17 protein-coding genes are annotated in these 21,841 nt (G+C 32.2%); 12 read left to right on the forward strand and 5 right to left on the reverse strand.

From position 1 onward, the window contains the following. Positions 1–58 precede the first annotated feature (58 nt). A complete protein-coding gene (locus OA93_RS13515) occupies positions 59–1,429 on the reverse strand; it encodes a heme-binding protein (protein WP_039113889.1) in 1,371 nt (456 codons plus the stop codon). A gap of 893 nt (positions 1,430–2,322) precedes the next feature. Next, positions 2,323–3,822 carry a T9SS type A sorting domain-containing protein gene (locus OA93_RS13520; protein WP_082001819.1) on the reverse strand — a complete coding sequence of 500 codons (1,500 nt, stop codon included), beginning with the start codon at positions 3,820–3,822 and terminating at the stop codon, positions 2,323–2,325. 382 nt (positions 3,823–4,204) lie between these two features. On the opposite strand from OA93_RS13520, the gene OA93_RS13525 reads away from it, so the two are divergent. From OA93_RS13525 to OA93_RS13550, 6 genes are all read left to right on the forward strand, one after another. Beyond that, on the forward strand, positions 4,205–4,453 hold the full coding sequence (locus OA93_RS13525; protein WP_039113891.1) for a hypothetical protein: 249 nt from the start codon (positions 4,205–4,207) through the stop codon (positions 4,451–4,453). A 355-nt stretch (positions 4,454–4,808) separates the two neighbouring features. Then, the gene (locus OA93_RS13530) at positions 4,809–5,675 is read left to right on the forward strand and encodes a class I SAM-dependent methyltransferase (RefSeq protein ID WP_039113892.1); all 867 of its coding nucleotides are present in this window, start codon (positions 4,809–4,811) and stop codon (positions 5,673–5,675) included. 162 nt (positions 5,676–5,837) lie between these two features. After that, on the forward strand, positions 5,838–6,269 hold the full coding sequence (locus OA93_RS13535) for a hypothetical protein (RefSeq protein WP_039113893.1): 432 nt from the start codon (positions 5,838–5,840) through the stop codon (positions 6,267–6,269). A 131-nt stretch (positions 6,270–6,400) separates the two neighbouring features. After that, the gene (locus tag OA93_RS13540; protein WP_039113894.1) at positions 6,401–6,928 is read left to right on the forward strand and encodes a hypothetical protein; all 528 of its coding nucleotides are present in this window, start codon (positions 6,401–6,403) and stop codon (positions 6,926–6,928) included. 205 nt (positions 6,929–7,133) lie between these two features. Further along, positions 7,134–8,087 (forward strand): YARHG domain-containing protein, encoded by a 954-nt coding sequence (locus OA93_RS13545; protein ID WP_039113895.1) that lies wholly within the window; start codon positions 7,134–7,136, stop codon positions 8,085–8,087. A 207-nt stretch (positions 8,088–8,294) separates the two neighbouring features. Then, on the forward strand, positions 8,295–10,229 hold the full coding sequence (locus OA93_RS13550; protein WP_039113896.1) for an amino acid permease: 1,935 nt from the start codon (positions 8,295–8,297) through the stop codon (positions 10,227–10,229). Between the two features lie 342 nt (positions 10,230–10,571). Here OA93_RS13550 and OA93_RS13555 read toward each other — a convergent pair whose 3' ends face one another. After that, positions 10,572–11,795, reverse strand: coding sequence for an aminotransferase class I/II-fold pyridoxal phosphate-dependent enzyme (locus OA93_RS13555; protein ID WP_039113897.1), 1,224 nt, complete (start codon positions 11,793–11,795; stop codon positions 10,572–10,574). A 482-nt stretch (positions 11,796–12,277) separates the two neighbouring features. Between OA93_RS13555 and OA93_RS13560 the strand changes: the two genes are divergently transcribed. From OA93_RS13560 to lpdA, 3 genes are all read left to right on the forward strand, one after another. After that, entirely contained in the window at positions 12,278–12,736 is a 459-nt protein-coding gene (locus tag OA93_RS13560) for an Lrp/AsnC family transcriptional regulator (RefSeq protein WP_039113898.1), read from the forward strand. A 355-nt stretch (positions 12,737–13,091) separates the two neighbouring features. Continuing rightward, a complete protein-coding gene (locus OA93_RS13565) occupies positions 13,092–13,334 on the forward strand; it encodes a hypothetical protein (RefSeq protein ID WP_039113899.1) in 243 nt (80 codons plus the stop codon). A gap of 410 nt (positions 13,335–13,744) precedes the next feature. After that, positions 13,745–15,148, forward strand: a complete 1,404-nt coding sequence (gene lpdA, locus OA93_RS13570; protein WP_039113900.1) for a dihydrolipoyl dehydrogenase — start codon at positions 13,745–13,747, stop codon at positions 15,146–15,148. A 176-nt stretch (positions 15,149–15,324) separates the two neighbouring features. Here lpdA and OA93_RS13575 read toward each other — a convergent pair whose 3' ends face one another. Both OA93_RS13575 and OA93_RS13580 read right to left on the reverse strand, forming a co-directional pair. Next, positions 15,325–15,702 (reverse strand): hypothetical protein, encoded by a 378-nt coding sequence (locus OA93_RS13575; RefSeq protein WP_039113901.1) that lies wholly within the window; start codon positions 15,700–15,702, stop codon positions 15,325–15,327. A gap of 189 nt (positions 15,703–15,891) precedes the next feature. Beyond that, positions 15,892–16,797, reverse strand: coding sequence for a DUF4349 domain-containing protein (locus OA93_RS13580; RefSeq protein WP_039113902.1), 906 nt, complete (start codon positions 16,795–16,797; stop codon positions 15,892–15,894). A gap of 210 nt (positions 16,798–17,007) precedes the next feature. Between OA93_RS13580 and OA93_RS13585 the strand changes: the two genes are divergently transcribed. From OA93_RS13585 to OA93_RS13595, 3 genes are all read left to right on the forward strand, one after another. Beyond that, a complete protein-coding gene (locus OA93_RS13585; RefSeq protein ID WP_039113990.1) occupies positions 17,008–18,294 on the forward strand; it encodes an anthranilate synthase component I family protein in 1,287 nt (428 codons plus the stop codon). Positions 18,295–18,370: 76 nt separating this feature from the next. After that, positions 18,371–19,678, forward strand: coding sequence for a tRNA lysidine(34) synthetase TilS (tilS, locus tag OA93_RS13590; RefSeq protein WP_039113903.1), 1,308 nt, complete (start codon positions 18,371–18,373; stop codon positions 19,676–19,678). Then, the gene (locus tag OA93_RS13595) at positions 19,678–21,783 is read left to right on the forward strand and encodes a thioredoxin family protein (RefSeq protein WP_052259448.1); all 2,106 of its coding nucleotides are present in this window, start codon (positions 19,678–19,680) and stop codon (positions 21,781–21,783) included. Before tilS ends, OA93_RS13595 begins: the two co-directional genes overlap by 1 nt. The last annotated feature ends 58 nt before the right edge of the window (positions 21,784–21,841 follow it).

Below are 21,841 nucleotides of genomic sequence, written 5' to 3' on the forward strand. Positions count from 1 at the left end.
GAGACGTATTTATCTTAGGGTTATAAATACTTCATTTTAAAGTGTCTTTTTTAGTATTTTAAACTTTTATGCGTACTTGCAAACTACCAATGTTATCGGCTAATCCAGCCCCACCTTTAGCATTTAAATCATCGTCAATGCATAAACTTAATAGTCCAGTTTGTCCTGCAGGAGTTGTAACAGGGCCGTTTCCTATCAAGAATGGAGGATTTGTACCAACTTGACCTATAAGCGATCCCATATTTACACCTTGAAGTGGATAGAAGGGAAGATCTATCTTATAGCCTGAGTATCCATTTGCGTCATATAAATTACCATTGTTTGTAGCAGGATCAGCAGTCCACAGGCCTGAATCGTAATTTATACTTATTGGTTTCCCCGGTTGTACAGTAATTCCTGTATTTTGCCATGGTAATTTTGCATCGACCTGTACATACGTTTCCACAAGCTGTAAAGTGTTAGCATCAATATGTGAAAACTGTTTTGGATAACCATTAATCTCAAACTGTAAAATAATATTTTGAATGTATTGTAATTGAACAGTTCCGTTACTCAACGTTTCAATATACCAGGTAGTATCCATTGAAACTACTTTTCCAAAAGAAGCCTCAAAATGGATATTATTTATTCCGCCTCCCAATATTTCATTTGAGCTAACATTAATGCTAGAATAGCTAACAACTGTGATGCCTTTGTCGTTCAATGATTTTAATTGGTTCGTTAAATAGGTTGATGGGTCAATAATATTAGGATCTGTAAACGGTAATTGAGTTCTATTTGCGGTTGGGAAAGCCGGATTTCCTGTTCCGGTAACAACTGGACCTCCTACCATTAAAACGGAAACTCCATGAGGTACCGAAATTTGTTTGTTGTACTGAACTTTTGGATCTTGTGCAGGAATTGAAGGGTTTTGAACATTGCCAGGACCATAAGGGCCTTCCATTTGTTGTCGTATAAAATGATATAACCAAGTGCCATTTTCGGCATGAATTAAAGTGTTTTCAATTGGTTGACTTCCAGTTGGCTGGGCATTGTTTGCAATGTATACTCGTTGTTCATAAAACAACACTCCACTTGTTTGTGTAAAATTTCCCGCACGATTTGGTGCTCCACCTGCTATAGGCGTAAATGTAATTTCTTCAAAATAAGGGAAGTTTTTAGTAATGTAACCATTTGGAGCATCTGTCTGTGGCAAGGGCATAACATTATAGCCCGTTGCAGCCTCTCCGGTAGGACTGTTCCAAGTACCAATAAGATTATTTAAAAGCCCGAGATTAATAGGCCCCACAACTGGTGGCTGATTAGTTGTTGATACAAGTGGCGTTGTAATGTCTGGAATTAACGCTACTGTACTTGCTTGTTGAGCTTGTAGAGCATTTTGAGCTTGATAAGGGCATGTTTTTTGTTCTAAGTCGATTGAATTTTCCATTTTTTTTTATTTTTTTGTTCCTTACTCATATGGCTTTTCAGGTTACGCCTCGTTTATTAAAGTGGTTTCTGAATTCCACTTTTTATTTCTTATTGATATAGTATAACACGCATAATTTTATAGCTACGAGAAAACAGTGAGGCTGATACTTATGAAGTATTAATTAAAAAAAACATATTTTGAAAATAAATCCAGTTGGGGTTTATTTCATAATAAAGTTACTAGTACACAATAGTTTAAAAGAAAAAAATGGTATGAATGCCGAATTTTTATCCATGGGAAACCGAAATAACAGCAGGAGATTACTTTTTAAATTTTAGAACATAAATTTTACTTAGTCTCCTCTAGAATTATTTTTACCGTCTCTGCTTAAAATAGACGATTACGGGTTTTAAAACACTGTATTTGAGTTGTTTGTGGTGTGTTTGAAATTAGAAGAAATGCTACACATTACAATAAGTATAATTACCTGTTTCTTTTTGAAATGTGTTTGTTGTGTATTAATTTATTATTAAAATCTTAAATGTACATTTAGGATATGTCCTCAATGAGAAGTAGAATAGTTTCGAAGTTTTTAAATAATAAAATGTAGTTTTGAGTTTAGCAGTGATTGGATAGGGGAGTTGATTCTTGTATCAGAAATTGCTAAATAATTTTTTATCCTATGATGATTTACGAAGCTGAAAATGGTGCAATCCTCGTTTAAATTATATTTTGTAATCTTTATTTTTTCTGGGATTAAGAGTAAAGACTTTAGAGTCTTTCTCTATAAAAGCTAAACCCCGAAACGAAAGTTTCGGGGTTTAACTTTTATGATTTTTCTTGTTTTTATGACTAAGAGCAAAAAAGGATCAGGTGCAAAAGTTGAACTTTACGAAATGTATCATTCAATATTATTTTTTGAGTATTTTAAACTTTTTCGATTCGCCGTTTTTATTTACATCAATAACATATAAACCACTACTTATGTTTAGCTGAATATCAAGATTTTTTAATTCTGAAAAAGTTTTATTGTAAACCGATTTCCCTGTTAAATCATTTATGTTTATTGAAACATTCTCGTTCATTTCCTCTAATTCTAATTTAAAGGTATTTACAAACGGATTTGGATAAAGTTTTATGGTATTAGAATTGAAGCTTGATACGCTTAGAGATGATGGTGTTGGTAAAGGGAAAAAAGCGTTATTGGTTGAGAAAAAACTAGTTCCCAAATATTCTGGTAAAGTAGCAATCCCGAATAGCATGGTAGAAAAATCAACACCAATGATTTCATTAGGTATCCAGGCTGTATTGCTTACACTATGTCTCCATAAAATGGGGTCAGTTGAATTTGGTAAAAGATATTTGCCTTTATTGTTATCCCATAATGCAATTAAATCATTTTTACTATTAGGGTTTACAGGAATAAATCCAGCAATAATATGAGGTGATGTAATCTGATCAGGATTATCATTTATTGCATCTGCATGATAGGAGGACGAAATTGCTGAGCCAGCACCGCATCCCCATTGATAGGTATTTCCTCCCTGATTATTCCACCATTCTAAATCGGCTTGTTGCGCATTTTTAAAAAACAGCATATAGTCGCTAGAAGTCGTAAAGTAATTACAAAGATAATAATTGAACTGATGTGTAAATGAAGGCATAAAACGTGTAGCATTATCCGATAAAACTGGAATAGAATTATAATTTACTTTTGGTAATTGAGTTGGAGAACTGTAATGATTATTCCACAATACATTCCCTGGTCCAGTAGGTGTTTGAGAGGCATTTTTGGCTAGCCAAGCGGCTATCATGTACTCATTATAAGGCCAGGCAGAACCTGATATGCCAGTTCCGTTTGCATTCATTGATAAATAAATAGCTCCTCCTGAAGCATCAGAAATGGCAGCTTCAAAATCAATTGAATTCCACATTTCTAAGGAGTACTTTGTGATTTCATCATTTTTAAAATACTTCATTGCAAATAATGCTCCCGACATTAAAATATCGGTATCGATAGTACTGTATTCAGAACCCCAAGCTTGTTGCCCCGTATCTATATCCATAAAATGTCTGTAATACCCATTAGATGTTCTATCAGGTGTAAAACCCTGAGTATGTCCCGTTGCAGTTTTAAGCGTTGCCAAAGCCAAGTCCTGTCCGTTAGTAATCCAGCCCATCGCGTCGGCAATACATATTGCGACTAATCCCATGCCTGTATTAGCAGCTGATATTGGATGATAATCATTTCCGCTAAATAGTTTCGAATCTCTATACATTCCATTAGGAAGTCTCTGAAGTTCAAAAACTTTATAACTATTCCTAAAAAGGATGTCAATAGTTGGATTAGATTGAGAGTAGGTTGGAGTAAAATAAATTGCTAGAACGAGAATTAGAGTAATTTTTTTCATAGTAATTAAGTTCTGTTGAATTATTATTTTCTAGATGTGGGGATATGTATAAATAATAAAAATGGTTATTTATTAGGAAAAAAAATCAAATTAATATTGTGTTTTATGTTGTATTTAATTGTTTATCAGTGCGTATTAGTAAAATTAGTTTTTTTGTAGTTAATTTCAGTGAAAAAGATAAAAATGTTATAGGTGGGTTTGTGTTTTGAGTTAGGGGTTGTTTTTTGCCTGTTTTTTCTTTAGCGTTAGAGAAGAAGGGGTAGGTGGAAATTTTAATCGGTGTTAATAATGAACAGTTATAAGGAGAGGTAATATATGAGCGGTTAAAATGTATTGGTTTTGATTATTTATATATTTGATTATCCTAAAAAAAGATAATAATATGGAAGATATTTATTTTAAAGATTACGAAATAGAAATTGCAAGTGATGTTAATGAACGTGACGGAATTGGTATTATGATATATAAAGATGAAAAGATGTTGATTGAAATTTTTAGAGATGATACGCAGAAAAGTTATACAGTTTCATTTTATAAAAAGGATTTGCCGCTAGAATTTGTAGAAAAGACAATAGAATTATTCAAAAAAGTAATTCCTCAAGAGTTTATAGATTATGATGAATTAGATTAACCCTGTTCTTATATGTACTTTATAATTTTAGACTATAGTTGTTGCAAAAATATTTTACTCTATTTAATTAATTTTATATAATAATCTGTATCGCTTTTTTAGGCCGAGACAAAATATTTTGTAGTTAAATGTAGTTGTAGTTATTTCTACTTCACTGAGATAAAAACACACACATATATAGATTTAAAAATAGTGTAATTTCCTTAAAAACAATTAATTATGGTTAATTTTGTGTATTTAAAGAATTGCTCATACATATCTAATTATTTCGGATGGTTTTGTGTGATAAGAAGTTGCCAATAAAAAAATTGTAGGTTGTTTTTAAAAATATTCATTAATATTAAATCGATATATTATGAAATCAATACCTCAGTTTAATCCTGTAAAATATAAAAATACTACCCGTGAACAATGGCAAGAGACTGCCAATGCTTGGTTTCGATGGAGTCCTACGCTTAATAAGTGGCTAGGAAATGCAACTGAAAGAATGTTGGATATGGCGAACATCAAAAATGGTGATCGAGTTCTGGATGTAGCAGCAGGAGCAGGAGAGCAAACCATTACAGCAGCAAAAAGAGTAGGTAAATCTGGTTATGTTTTGGCAACTGATATTTCTTCAAATATCTTGGAATATGCCAAAGAAATAGCAAAACAAAATGGACTGGAGAATATTGAAACTAAAGTAATGGATGGAGAAAATCTAACACTTGAAGATGGAAAATTTGATGCGGTTATTTCAAGAGTTGGGCTTATTTATTTTCCTGATCAACATCGGGCATTAAAAGAGATGTTACGTGTTCTTAAACCTGGAGGAAAAGTAGCTGCAATTGTTTATTCGACCCCTGAGAAGAATAAATTTTTCTCGATTCCAGTTTCTATTATCCGTAACAGAGCAAAATTAGCCCCGCCATTGTCTGGGCAACCTGGTCCTTTCAGTTTAGGTTCAGAAGGTGTTATTGAAAAGTTGTTTCTAACTGCTGGATTTATAAATGTAAAGTCTGAGGATGTAGATTCTCCATTACAACTTTTTTCGACAAAGGAATGTATTCGATTTGAAAAAGAATCTTTTGGTGCTTTACACCAAATGCTGAGTAATTTATCTGATTTAGAAAAAGAAACTGTTTGGCAGGAAATTGAACAGGAGTTGAGAGTTTTTGAATCGGATAACGGTTTTGTTGGGCCTTGCGAAATGATAGTTGCAGTAGGAGAAAAACCATGTTAGTTACGTGAAAAAAAGCAGATATTTTATATATGTAATTTGTTTAGGGCAGAAAATTTTCATATTCCCATATTGAATAAATAAAGAGAAGTTCTGTTTTTTGTAAGCATAGAATGAATTTTCTTGTTATCATTGCAGAAATATATATTAGATTCAAATTAAATTATGATTGAAGAAATTCTAACTGACTATATCAATTTTATAAGGGCATTTGAAGCTTTATTAAAAGACAAATATAAAATGGATGTAAATCCATGCTCTTTTTCAAGATTAGGTTTTGAGAGAAAAGGAACTATTGAGGGAATAGAATATTGGTTTCATGGAAGTGGATGTACGGTTGAAAAAGACGGGGTTATTTATGAATATGACATTTCGATAAATGAAATTCAGTTTTCACAATGGAAATTTTCGGAGTTTATTAGAACTCATCCTGATTATCAGAAATTAAATTATAGTGCTGATTATATTGACTATGAGTTATATCAGCTTATAGAGAAAGAGATATTGGCTTGGGTAATTATAGAGAAAATAGAGGGGACTGTCTTTGGATGTGTTTTTAAAAGTTATAGAGTTCTTAAAGAATCACTTTTTGTGTAAAATAATTTCTAATAAAAATTCTTAAAAGCTGAGCGTCCTAGCTTTGAAGGAAGCGTATCGAGATAGGTAGTTGAAATTACAATACTAAGTCTTGACTTTATTATTAATAGGTATTTAATTAAGTAACAAACATGGGGTCAAGTATAAACTGTATAATTCCAAAAGAAGAAAATTATAGTATTGAGGAAATTAAACAGAAATTAAATAATGTTTTTAGTAGACTAAAATTAGAACTTTTACATTTAAAAAAATATTCAGATTTTCCAGAAAATGTAGACGAGAGCTGGTTTCTAATTCTAATTCAGGCAGAATTAAACGAACCTGAATATATAATGGGGGAAGGAGGGAGTTTTGATATTTTTATTTATAAAAATGTTGTTTTAATTGGATGTATCGAACGATTTGGTAGTTTACATTTTGAAGAAAAAAATATTTCTGAACAATTAATCAAAATTATGACTGAGCTGTCTGAAGAATTTAGTTCATCAAATAGACTTCTAATTGGATGTAAAGGTACTAGGGAAATGGATGAAGTTGTCGATTTGGCTTATTATAATCATGCAGATTTTAATCAAATATGTAACAAAATGATTGAGCTAAATGGAGTACCTGCAAGAACCTTGAATGATTTAAAGGAGAAGTCTTGGTACTTGAAATGAATTAATACGTTAAAATTTTATTATGAAAGTCAAAACGCCTAGCCCTGATGGAAGTAATATCCTTTTATGCCAGACTCTATAAAAGAAATGCTTAAACACTAGGCAAAAAAATCATCTGAATTCATGAAATTTGTAACCTTATAATAATTCATGTAAGTTTGTGTAATTGCTGGCAAAAAGCAATAATCAACCAAATCATATATAAATGAAGTTTTACCTCTTTATAATTTTACTAATTACTATTACTGTAAAAGCACAAAATAAGATAGATTGTTCTAAATGTTCATTAGAGCTTATTGATGAAAGTAAGCTAAAAAACGAAGATATTTATTCTCTAAAATTATTAAAGAACGAAATTTATGCAAGAAAAGGATATGTGTTTTCGAGTCCAGAATATGCCAATATTTTCAAAAAGTATAGTTGGTATAAACCAGTGACCAATAATAGCAATATTGTTTATTCGGATACCGAAATAAAAAATATCGCAATTCTGACACAACGAATCGGAGAGATTTCAGAATTTCTTATGAATGAGCAAAACAGTAAATACAAAACCCTTTCGAAAGAAAAAATAAATGAAATTTTCACAAAAGAAAAAAGAAAAGAATTAGGAATAAACTTTAATATTTGGAAAGTTTACAACTATAAAGATAAAACTGGTGAATATTATTTAGTCTTGACAGAAGATAAATTTAAAGAACCAGTTGATGGTAATAATTTTAATAATGCCGTTAAAGCATTCAATTTTAAAATTGAAAACAACCGTTGGATAAAAACTTTCGAGACCAATGATTTCAAACAGAAAGAAGAAGAGAGTATTTGGTTTTGGACAAAGTATGTCTATGTAGAAGATTTTGATAATGATGGAATTATCGAACCAATACTAATTTATGGCACAAACGGATATAATGGATATGATGATGGGAGAATAAAAATCTTATTATATTATAAAGGTAAAAAGATTGGGATTCGAATCCAGAATGGGATTTTGGATGATGAAAGGAATTTTAGTTTAGATGCTGAATTTTATACGATTCCAAAGAAAATACAAGATAAAATCATGGAACAAATGAATTCAATGGTCGAAAACGGACATTCGATTTTGCCTTATGGATGGCAAAAAAAGATGGCAAAAAAAATGACTTTTATTCAGGAATAAAAAAAGCATATCTTAATCTATAAAATTTAAAAAGTAGATTTTTACTACAATGTATTTTTTTAACTATATAGTTAATAATAAAAGTCAATCAAAAGTGTTGCAAAACAAAATCGTTTTATATATTTGAAATCACGATAATTTTTGCATTATTTGTAAAATAAAAGCAAAAAGCCAGAAAGAAATTAATTATTAATAGCAAATACACCTATGTCGTTTTCAAGTCTATTTCGAAAAAAAACTGTACAAGATATTTTGAGTCAAGTCGAAAAAAATAATGCCGATGGTCATAATACATTGGGCAAGCATTTGACGGCGCGTGATTTAACTGCTTTTGGAATTGCTGCAATTGTAGGAGCAGGTATTTTTAGTACAATAGGTAAAGCCAGTGCCGATGGAGGTCCTGCCGTTATTTTTCTGTTTCTTTTTACAGCCATTGCTTGTAGTTTTGCTGCTTTTGCGTATGCCGAATTTGCTTCGATGGTTCCAGTTTCAGGAAGTGCTTATACCTATTCATACGTTGCCTTTGGCGAGATTATAGCCTGGGTTATTGGTTGGGCATTGATAATGGAATATTCGGTCGGGAACATAACCGTCGCCATATCGTGGAGTGATTATTTTACAGGATTACTCGCCAGCGGAGGAATACATTTGCCCCAATGGGTTCAAATGGATTATCTAACAGCTTCTAACGGATTTAAAGATGCCACAGCGTTAATGCACGGTGGGAAATCATTCGAGAATCTAGAACCAGCCTTACAATCAGCATATACAGCATGGACAACATCACCTTTAATAGGTTCATTCCATTTTGTTGCCGATCTTCCAGCTTTATTGATTATTATCTTGATTACTGCTTTAATTTATCGCGGAATGAAAGAATCTCGTAATGCGAGTAATATCATGGTTGTTGTAAAATTATGCGTTGTACTTTTAGTAATTGCAGTAGGAGTTTTTTACGTAGATACTGCCAATTGGGATCCGTTTGCACCAAATGGAGTAACAGGAGTTCTTAAAGGAGTCTCAGCAGTATTCTTTGCTTATATTGGTTTTGATGCCATCTCAACAACTGCCGAAGAATGTAAAGATCCACAACGTGATTTACCACGAGGAATGATGTGGGCAATTATAATATGTACCATTTTGTATATCGCAATTGCATTGGTACTTACCGGAATGGTAAGTTATAACCAACTTAATGTAGGAGATCCACTTGCTTTTGTATTCGATAAATTAGATTTAAAATGGATGTCAGGAATTATTGCTGTAAGTGCAGTAGTAGCTATGGCAAGTGTTTTGTTAGTTTTTCAGATGGGACAACCTCGTATCTGGATGAGCATGAGCCGTGACGGATTATTGCCAAAACGATTCTCTAAAGTGCATCCTAAATTTAAAACACCATCTTACGCAACTATAGTAACAGGTTTTGTTGTAGCGGTTCCAGCTTTATTCCTAAACCTTACTATGGTAACCGATTTATGTAGTATCGGAACATTATTTGCCTTTGTATTAGTTTGCGCAGGAGTTTTGGTATTGCAGAATAAACCAAATATTCCAAGAGGAAAATTCAAAACACCTTATGTAAATTCAAAATTCATAATGCCAGTTTTATTGATAATCGGATTGGTTTTTTCTTTTGGATACAACAAAAAAGCAACAATGAGTTTTATTACCAATGAAACTCAAATTAATGAATCAGCAGATATTATCACATCATTAGATAAAAGCCATACAAAACAAGTATATGATTATTTAGTGACCGTTGATGCTAAAAATGCTACAACTGGAAAACCAGATTTAGAGCAAATATTAAATCAATATCAAAAAGATGAAACTAAGTATGCAAGAGTAATTGCAGGATTACCAGTTGCAGATTCTATAAAATATGAAAGTGGTTTAAGTTTATTCAAACATAAAATTCCAATGTGGATTTTCTTAATTGTTTTGGTTGGATTAACCGTTTGGGCTTTTAAACAAAATTTATCTTTAATTCCGTTATTAGGATTAATTTGCTGCTTATACATGATGGCCGAATTAAGCGTTTGGAACTGGATTTATTTTACAGTTTGGTTGCTAATAGGACTTTGCATATACTTTGGCTTTAGCCGAAAAAATAGTAAACTGAATTTTGTTGAGAAACAGTAAGTTCTACTTTTAGTAAAAAGTTAAATGTAAATAAAGTCAATACAATCTAAAAAATCTAACTAGTCTAATAATCTAAGTCAGTCTAACAATCTAAGAAGTCTAAAATAAAAATCCGTTCTGAGTATAATTCAGAACGGATTTTTATTTTCAGTACCAGTAAAAAGTAACAACAATCCAATAATCCAAGATGTCTAAGTAAGTCCAATAATCTAAGAAGTCTAAGTAAGTCTAATAATCTAAGCAGTCTAACAATCTAAGCAAGTCTAATTATAAAATAAAAAAATCCGCTAAGAGAATTTCCCCAGCGGATCCAAACAAAATTTAAAAATTAAGCAAATTTATTTATAAAGAAATGTTTTGTGTTTCTAAAACCTCAAGCTCTATCATACAGGCTTTCATCATTTGGTAAGTTCTCTCGATGTCGTTATCCAATCCAATCGAGAAACGAATTAAACCATCTGTTAAACCCATCGTAGCTTGTTCATCTAGCGGAATTTCACTAGAAGTTGAGGTTCCTGGAGCGCTAAATAAAGTTTTGTAAAAACCTAAACTTACCGCCAAATATCCAAGATTACGTTGCTGCATCAATTCCATTAATTCATTGGCTTTAGCCAGAGAACCAACATCTATTGTAAGCATACCACCGTAACCATATTCAGGATTAATCATCGTTTTGTATAATTCGTGGCTAGGGTGACTTCTTAAACCAGGGTAAACCGTTTTAAGACCGTCTTGTTCAAATTTATCGGCTAGAACATGCGCGTTATGACTGTGTTGTTTGATTCGAATGTGCAAAGTTCTTAGGTTTTTCATCACACTAGCCGAACGTAAACTGTCCATCGTAGGGCCTAAAAGCATGCTTGCACCACTATTTACATTTTTCAAACTGTTAATGAATTCTTTAGAGGCACAAGTTACCCCACCAACAGTATCACTGCTACCATTTATATATTTTGTCAAACTATGAATCACAATATCGGCACCAAGTCTGGCAGGAGAAACGGATAAAGGCGAAAACGTATTATCGACAACTAATTTTAAGTTATGTTTCTTCGCAAGGCGAGACAAACCTCTAATATCCGCAACTTCTAATAAAGGATTACTTACCGTTTCGCAGTAAATAACCTTAGTTTCAGGAGTAATTGCAGCCTCTACAACGTCTAACTTTGTTATATCTACAAAAGTCGTTTTTACTCCAAATCTCGGAATTAAATTTTTTAAGAAAGCATACGTTCCACCGTATATAGTACGACTCGAAACAATATGATCTCCCGCACTGCACAATTGCATTAATGTAGGTGTAATTGCACCCATTCCCGAAGCCGAAACATTTGCAGTTTCAGTCCCCTCCATAGCAGCAAGAGCTTGGTCTAAGTATAAATTACTAGGCGATGAATGGCGGGAATATAAATAACATCCTTCTATATTTCCTTCAAAAGTATCAGACATTGTTTTTGCCGAAAGAAAAGTATAGGTAGAAGAATCTGAAATAGATGGGTTTACACCTCCGAATTCTCCGAAATATTGTAAATCCTGAATACAGTTTGCTGGGCTGAAATTTTCCATAGGTTTTTGTTTTAAGTTTTAAATAATAGATTTAGGGAATTGAAATAATAAAAACTTGTGAGCAGTTTTTCTTTGTAATTGATAATTAGTATGTTTTGTGTAGGTTTAAACATATATAAAGATACATTTAATCTGTTTAAAAACATATAATTAATTAAAAATCAATAAATTAAAAAAAAACAAGAGCTTTAGTTTTTACCTGTATTTAAGAAGCTATTCCCGCTATCCGCTATATCTTTTTCTTGAAACCCTTCCTCCGTCAGGATATCAAGAAAAAGGATGTCGCTACTATCGGGGCTATGAAACCCGAGTACACCATAAATCTTATTCAAAATAAAAGTATATCAGAATAATAATCAATCATAGTTGTTATATTTAGATTATTAAACTATAAATAGATGTTTAGTTAGATTTATTGTCTAAATTTACTTTTGAAATAAGATCAAAACAGATTATTTTTCAGACTAAAAAACCAACCAACTATGATATTAGATTCCACCGATAAAAAACTACTATTATTACTCCAAACCGATAGTAAAAAAACAACTAAAGAGTTATCCTTAAAACTAGACCTATCCGTAACAGCAGTTTATGAACGAATCAAGAAACTAGAACGAGAAGGAATCATTCATAAATATGTAGCGCTAGTCGATAAATCCAAAATAGAAAAAGGATTTGTAGTCTTCTGTCACCTCAAACTTATTCAGCATACCAAAGAATTCTTAACCAAATTTGAAAACGAAGTAATACAGCTAAAAGAAGTACTCGAATGCCATCACGTAAGTGGAGATTATGATTACATTCTAAAAGTACTCGTAAAAGACATGGAAGCCTACCGGGAATTTCTAGTAACCAAACTCACAAACCTACAACATATCGGTAGTACACAAAGCACCTTTATGATAAGCGAAGTAAAAAATACAACAGTGATTTCGTTTTAAGGTTCTAAGGTTCTGAGATGCTGAGGTTCTAAGTTTTTTTTTGAAGTTACATAGATTCAGAGTTACAAAGAATCAAAGGTTTGGCTTTGCGACTTAGCGTCTTCGCGAGAAACACCAAAAAACTGTCAGGTTGAGCGGAGTCGAAGCCCACATCGCCTTTCTCCCGTCCCGAAGTTTCGGGATCGGGACGCTCAAGGAGATAAAAAACAACAAAAACATGATTTAGAGCATTTACTCAATACGTTGAGACAAAGCGACAAATCACAAATAAGTAATGGTTATTAAAAATGTTAAATAGAAAAACATCATATAGTAATCAGGTATAAAAGCTTAAATTTGAATTAAATAAATAAAAATGGAAATTAAAGAATTAAGACACAAGCTTATACTTGATTTTGGGAAATTTATAGAAGACGATTCAAAATTAGAAGTTTTGGAAGGAGTTTTTGACGCTATTAATCAAGAAGAGATAAATTCAATAATACCCAATGAACATTACAACAGAGTGTCAGAAGAACGTGAAAAATATCTTTCTGAAAAAAGTATAGGTAGTAGTTGGGAAGAAGTTGAAAAGAGACTGAATACTAATATGGCTTAGCATAATAAACGTTTAAAAATACACTTTATATATATAAATACAATCTTGTCAGGTTGAGCGGAGTCGAAACCCCGCATTGCCCTTCGACTCAGAGTGACAAACTTGAGAAAAAAAGAAGATTAAGAGTATTTACTCTACACTTTGCGTCTTCGCGTCTTTGCGAGAGATTTTTAAATAATTCTGCGAGATAGATTTTTCAAATCAAAAATCAGCAATCGTTAATCAAAAATCTCAAATCAACAATCTGCATTTTTTGCTAAAACAGAGAGAAAATTTAACATTTTTATGTATTTATTACAATAAGTTTTCCATACTTCTAGAAATCCTGAGAAAAAACTCAAACTTTAAACTTCAAACAAAACTTAATTCCTTAATTTTGTATCGCTAAAAAATAAAAAAATCAAAATACTATGAGTTCATTTGACGTAGTCATTATAGGTTCAGGTCCCGGCGGATATGTTTCGGCAATTCGTTGCGCACAATTAGGTTTCAAAACAGCTATAATCGAAAAGTACAATTCGCTTGGAGGAACATGCTTAAATGTAGGATGTATCCCTTCAAAGGCATTATTGTCATCTTCACATCATTATGCTGAAATTAAACATTTTGCAGATCACGGAATTGAAGTTTCTGGTGATGTAAAAATCAATTTAGAGAAAATGATTGCTCGCAAACAAGCGGTTGTAGACCAAACTGTTGGTGGGATTAATTATTTAATGGATAAAAATAAAATTACCGTTTTTAATGGTTTAGGTTCATTTGTAGATGCTACACATATTGCAGTTGCAAAAGAAGATGGAACATCAGAAACAATCGAAGCTAAATATACTGTTATTGCAACAGGTTCAAAACCTTCGTCTTTACCTTTTATCAAAATTGATAAAGAAAGAATTATTACTTCTACAGAAGCATTAGCTTTAAAAGAAGTTCCAAAACACCTTGTTATTATTGGAGGAGGAGTTATCGGAATCGAGCTTGGGCAAGTTTACCTACGTTTAGGAGCACAAGTTTCAGTAGTAGAATTCATGGACAGAATTATTCCAGGAATGGATGGTTCATTGTCTAAAGAGTTAACTAAAGTATTGAAAAAACAAGGAATGAAATTCTACGTTTCTCACAAAGTAAAATCAGTAGAAAGAAACGGCGATGCTGTTGTAGTTCAGGCTGAAAATGCAAAAGGAGAAACAATCACTCTTGAAGGAGATTATTCATTAGTTTCTGTAGGGCGTCGTCCATACACAGACGGATTGAATGCTGATAAAGCTGGAGTGAAAATTTCAGACAGAGGACAAGTTGAAGTAAATGATCATTTACAAACAAACGTTCCTAATATTTATGCAATTGGAGATGTAGTTCGTGGAGCAATGTTAGCTCACAAAGCGGAAGAAGAAGGAACAATGGTTGCTGAAATCTTAGCAGGACAAAAACCACATATCGATTATAACCTAATTCCGGGAGTAGTTTATACTTGGCCAGAAGTTGCAGCTGTTGGACAAACAGAAGAGCAATTAAAAGCTTCGGGAGTAGAGTACAAAGTAGGAAGTTTTCCTTTTAAAGCATTAGGACGTGCAAGAGCAAGTGGAGATTTAGATGGATTCGTAAAAATTCTTGCCGATGCTAAAACTGATGAGGTTCTTGGAGTACACATGATTGGAGCACGTACTGCCGATTTAATCGCAGAAGCTGTAACAGCAATGGAATTTAAAGCATCTGCTGAAGATATTTCAAGAATGAGTCATGCACATCCAACATTTGCAGAAGCAATAAAAGAAGCAGCATTAGCAGCAACAGATAATAGAGCATTACACGTATAAAAACGTTGTAGAGATGCACTACAATGCGTTTTTAGCATAACAAATTATACCAAAAATAAAAACCCGACAATTAATTGTCGGGTTTTTTTATGAATTTTCGGTAACGCACGGTCGTTCTGTAGAGATGCACCGTTCTGTAGAGACGCACCGCATGCGTCTAATAAAGTGCGTCTTTATTACGCTGTAAAAACAGTTTTATAATTATCCCAATATCTATAAATCAAAAATATATTACCTAGAAATAACAAAGCTGCAATAGGTAAGTTTTCTGGAGACATAAAATAATTAATAAATAAGATGTTTATGGTAATAGGCAGGATTAAAATGTTAGCAAGCGTTACAAAACGACCAGTTACAAAAGCAATCCCACAAATTAATTCTATTGATTTTGCTAATGGCATTAAATACGTTGATGCAACCAGTCCCGAATTAAAAGCTTTAAAATTATCGTTTGCTGCAGGTTCTGCCGGCATAAGGTGGAAGAAAAAGCTGATTGATGCAAAAAGCAATAAAAGACCAATTAAAGTTCGGATAATAATAGTGGCGATTTTCATGATATAGATGATTTTTATAGGTTAAAAAATAAAATTTTTGATATAAAATAATCTCATTTTAATAATTAAAAAACGGGTTTAATTATTAAATTATTATGAATTGTATAAACTATTTAATGATGTTTTAGGATTTGTTTAATGTTATATCAAATATAATGATTTTTACGCTATAAATAAACACATGAATTCTTATATTTTAGACTGTTTTTTAACATATTTTCTATAAACGAAAAACCCACCAGTACCAATTAAAATAAATGGCCAAATATTTATAAAAAAGACAATTATACCTTGTAGTAAGTACCAACCACTTTTTAAAGCATCAATAATTTCGATACCAATATTTGGTTTATAAGAGTTATTGTCTTTGATGCTAGCAACTACTTCTTGTTTTAAAGATTGATTTTGGTACAATTGCAAAGTAATGGTGCTAAAATTTATCTGATCTTTTAAAGATAGTTTTTCGATTTTGCTAGAATCATTTTGTTCTTTTTGTGCAGCAAGCGTATTCTCTGCTTCCATAACATCGTTTATTTTCTTGCCTTTAGTATTAATAGCATTCTCGATTCTTTTGCTGTTTTCAGCACTTCTGTTTTGAGCAAGCTGGTTCGAAAGCAATTTTAAAGAAACATCATCGGCTTTGATAACGCGGTAATCCAGAAAATCTATTTGCTTGGCAATGATTTTTATAACCGTATCGAGTTGAGTGTTGGGAACACGAATAGTAATATCGTTTACTACCGAATATTTAGTGGTTTGCAAAGTACTATCTTGACTTATTTTGGTTTGTATTTCGTCTTGTACTGTACTTTGTAAATTAGTATAAGTAACAAAACCTCCAAATTTTGTTGTTGCGTTTTCAATTGCATAAGTTGATTTTGCTACATTTTTGACCTTAAATTTTATGTCGGCGGTTCGAATAAATTTACGATCGCTATCTTTTTTTTCGACAGCTGCGGATGACGAAATTGTATCAGCTGTACTAGCAGCTGATTCTGCAGCAGAGTCTTCGAGAGATGTATCTGCTTTTTTGCAGGAAAATAATAGTGCGATGATTACTACTGTAGTCATGCCAAATTTTGCAATTGTTTTCATGGGTAAATGATATAATTATAGATTAATAAATTAGGTTACTTAATAGAGTGTTTTTTATAAAAGGATAAAAATAGTTTTGTCTCAATATTCGTATCAATTTTATAAAATGAATATAAAGTGGTGTAATAAAAAGCGTGCCAATATTTTTTGAGATTACTTTATCGAAGGAATTTTTTTGTCGTAATTTTGACGGATAAAAAAAATAATTTTTTGAGAGTTTCAATTCACAAGCATATTTCGAATCCTGCGGCCTTTAAACAGCAACTTTTAGTTTGGGCACAACAACACCGAGAAGTTGTTTTTATGGATAGTAATTTGTATCCACAAGAATATTCAAGTTTCGATTGTTTGCTGGCTGTCGATGCTTTTACATCTATAAAAACCGATTTTCATAACGCATTCGAAGACTTAAAACAATACCAACAAACGACCAGAGATTGGCTTTTTGGTTATCTTACCTACGATCTAAAAAATGATATCGAAGAATTACAATCGACAAATTTTGATGGATTAGAATTTCCTGATTTATTTTTCTTTCAGCCTAAAAAAATATTTTTATTGAAAGGAGATCAACTCGAAATTCAATATTTATCGATGTGTGATGATGAGGTCGAAGAAGATTATGATGAAATTGTAAAAAGTGAAAGGTTGGATATAAAAAGCCAAACGAATCTTCTGATCAATCAACGAATTTCTAAACAGGATTATATTGCCAAAGTCAATTCGGTTCTAGAGCATATTCATCGTGGAGATATTTATGAAGCTAATTTTTGCATGGAGTTTTACGCAGAAAATGCAACGATAAATCCATTAGAAAAGTTCGAAAAACTTAATGAAATATCACAAGCACCATTAACTGTTTTTTTTAAAAATAATAAACAGTTTTTACTATCGGCTTCGCCAGAAAGATATATTCGTAAAATAGGAGATACGATAATTTCGCAACCTATAAAAGGAACTTCAAAACGTTTTGAAGATAAGATAGAAGACGAAAATTCTAAAAAGCAGTTAGAAGCAGATCCAAAAGAACGTGCCGAAAATATCATGATTACCGATTTAGTTCGAAATGATTTATCGCATACCGCTCAAAAAGGCTCGGTAGAAGTGGTAGAGTTGTGCAAGATTTATTCTTTTTTGCAAGTACATCAAATGATTTCGACGATTACTTCAAAACTAGATTCTCAATATTCACCAATTGATGTTTTAAAAACAACTTTTCCGATGGGAAGTATGACTGGAGCACCAAAGATTTCGGTAATGAATATCATCGATAAACTAGAAGAAACCAAACGAGGATTGTATAGTGGGGCAGTAGGTTATTTTACGCCAGAGGGAGATTTTGATTTTAATGTCGTTATCCGAAGCATTTTATACAATCAGGAAAAAGAATATGTTTCCTTTTCAGTAGGTAGTGCAATTACATCACAATCAGTTCCCGAAAAAGAATACGAAGAATGTTTGCTCAAGGCAAAAGCCATGCAGCAAGTATTACAATAATAAACAAATCTATTTTTTGTATTTTTAACCAGTTGATTTGCAAAACCAAATCATAATAAAAGACGTAAATTAAAATATGCTTCAAAAATTTAAAAATCATATTACACAAACATTTCCTTTTCTGGAGAAAAAGAAATTACTACTAGCTACAAGCGGAGGTTTGGATAGTATGGTTATGGCACATTTATTTGCTCAGTTAGATTATGATTTTGCAATTGCGCATTGTAATTTTCAGTTACGAGGATTAGAAAGTTTTGGCGATCAGGAATTTGTGAGTAATGCTGCTGATAATTTAAAATGCCAATTTTTTATCACGCAGTTTGATACCGAAGCTTTTGCTAAAGATTACAAACTTTCGACTCAGGTTGCAGCTCGTGAACTACGGTATAATTGGTTTTATGAACTTTTAGATACCGAAGGTTATGATTATATTTTAACGGCACATCATGCTGATGATAATCTGGAAACCTTTATAATTAATTTAAGTAGAGGAACAGGATTAGATGGATTAATTGGAATTCCAGAGCAAAATGAATCCCTTATTCGTCCGCTATTGCCATTTTCGAGAGAAGAAATAAAACAATATGCCGAGGATAATGCTATCAAATGGCGAGAGGATAGTAGCAATGCATCTAATAAATATTTACGAAATAAAATCCGTCACGATTTAGTTCCAGTTTTAAAAGAAATAAATCCTAATTTCTTAGCTGCTTTCCAGAAAACACAAGAGTTCTTGCAAGAAGCACAAATTATGGTCGAAGATGCTTCGATTATGATTTATCAGCAAGTTGCAAAAGAAATTGATGATGAAATTCATTTTGATTTAGAACAGTTAAAGCGATTAGCAAATTATAAATCGTATTTATACCAATGGCTTAAAGAATATGAATTTTCGGCTTGGGAAGATATTTATGAATTAGTTGAAAGCCAGTCGGGAAAGCAAATTTTTTCTTCAGAATATCGATTACTGAAAGATAGAACAACATTAATTTTAAGCCCAATTCCTGAAATTCAACAAGAGGAATTTTACATAGAAATCAACGATAAAGAAGTTAATTTTCCCTTAAAATTGAGGCTTTGTAACGTAGGTCACATAACTATAGATTCAAATAAAGCTATATTTGTGGACGCCGATAAAATAAAGTTTCCTTTGCTTTTACGAAAGTGGAATGAAGGTGATGTTTTTCATCCATTTGGAATGAATGGAAAATCTAAAAAAGTGAGTAAACTTTTTAAAGATGAGAAATTATCCTTGATTGAAAAAGAAAACACATGGATTTTGTGTTCGGATAATCAAATTGTTTGGGTTGTAGGAATCAGGCAAGATGAGCGTTTTAAAATAGAAAATACTACAAATAAGATACTTAAAATAGAATTACAATAATGAAATCAAACTATTACCCGCAAGCTTTACTATCAAAAAAAATCTGGAATAATTCGATTGTGTTTTTGTTGCTTTTCTTTTTTGCTTTTGCAAAAGGAAATGCACAAATCTTAGAACCAGTAAAGTGGACATCTAAAATTGAAAAGAAATCTGGAAACAATTTTGTATTGATTTTTGATGGAGTTATTGAAAAAGACTGGCATTTGTATTCGCAATTTACTCCAGATGGAGGGCCGCTTCCATTAGAGATTTCATTTAAAAATCAAAAAGGAAACTATAACTTAGTTGGTAAAGCCAAAGAAGGAAAAACTAGGACAGCATTTAATGATGTTTTTGGTGTTAATGAAACTTTCTTTGAAGGAAAAGCGCATATCGAACAAGAGATAACAATTACAAATGCTAGTGTGAAAACAATCGATATTGAATTTGATTTTCAGGTTTGTAAAGAAGTTTGTATCAATTTAAATAAGAAGTTTTCTATTGCAATTCCAGCTAATTTTAAAATGAATGCTGATGCTGCAGCAACTGCTATTGTAAAAGCAGATGAGGTTGTAGTAGATCCTGTAGATGCTTTGGCGGTTGATACTACAAAAAATAGTGTAGGAACTAAGGCTTTAGAAACAACAAAAGATAATGCTGATGTAGATTCATCTACTTCAGACACATCTGGACCAGCTCCGCAAAGAAGTTTGTGGTCTATATTCTTTATCGCATTTTTATCTGGTTTTGCAGCATTGCTTACACCATGTGTATTCCCAATGATTCCTATGACGGTTAGTTTCTTTACAAAACAAAGCAAGAGTAGAGCCAAAGGAATTAGAAATGCTATTATTTATGGAATTTCTATTATTGTAATTTATGTTGCACTAGGTTGGTTAGTAACTTGGATTTTTGGAGCAGATGCGCTCAATGCTTTGTCTACAGATGTTTGGTTTAATTTAATCTTCTTTGTTATATTAGTTGTTTTTGCAACTTCATTTTTGGGAGCTTTTGAAATTATGTTGCCAAATTCATGGGCAAATAAAGCAGATCAACAAGCAGATAGAGGAGGATTAATCGGAATATTATTCATGGCTTTGGCTTTGGCAATTGTATCATTTTCTTGTACAGGACCAATCGTAGGAACTTTATTAGTTGAAGCTGCTTCAAACGGTGGAATTGCTCCGGTTATTGGAATGTTTGGTTTCTCATTGGCTTTAGCCTTACCATTTATGTTATTTGCAATGTTCCCGGGATGGTTAAATTCATTGCCAAAATCGGGTGGATGGTTAAACACTGTAAAAGTTGTTTTAGGATTCCTGGAATTAGCTTTGGCATTCAAATTTTTATCAAATGCCGATTTAGTTTTACAATTGCATTTTCTTGAAAGAGAAGTTTTTATAGCAATATGGATTGCGATTTTTGGAGCTTTAACATTATACTTATTCGGTAAAATTACATTGCCACACGATAGTCCTTTGCCACATATATCAGTTGGACGTTTATATTTAGGATTACTTACACTTGTATTTACGGTGTATTTAATTCCTGGACTTTGGGGAGCGCCATTAAAATTAATTAGCGCTTTCCCACCACCACCACAATATAGCGAAAGTCCGTTTGGAGTAGGAGGGTCAAGTAATTCAGGTCTTGGTTCGGATAAAGGATTACCTGATGGAGCAGAATTAGGCCCACACGGAATCATGGTTTTTCATGATTATGAAGATGGAGTAGCTTTTGCTAAATCAATCAATAAACCAATTATGCTCGATTTTACAGGTTATGCTTGTGTGAATTGTAGAAAAATGGAAAACAATGTTTGGTCTGACGAAAGAATATTACCAATCTTAAAAAATGATGTGGTGCTTATTTCTTTATATGTTGATGATAAACGCGAATTGCCTGCAGAAGAACAATACGTAACAGCTACAGGAGATAAGATTATTACAGTTGGTGATAAATGGACTGATTTTATGATTTCTAAATATAAAACCAATACACAGCCTTTATATATCATAACCGATTTAGAGGGTAAGAATTTAAATACTTCTAAACCAACAATTAGTTATGTTGGAGCAGATGAATACTTGAAATGGCTAAAAGAAGGAATTTCAAAATTTAAGTAAATAATAAAAAAGACCAATCTAAGATTGGTCTTTTTGTTTTTATGTTACTCGGTATATA

Origin of the sequence: Flavobacterium sp. KMS (assembly GCF_000813005.1) — a bacterium.
In the GTDB taxonomy this organism is placed as follows: Bacteria; Bacteroidota; Bacteroidia; order Flavobacteriales; family Flavobacteriaceae; genus Flavobacterium.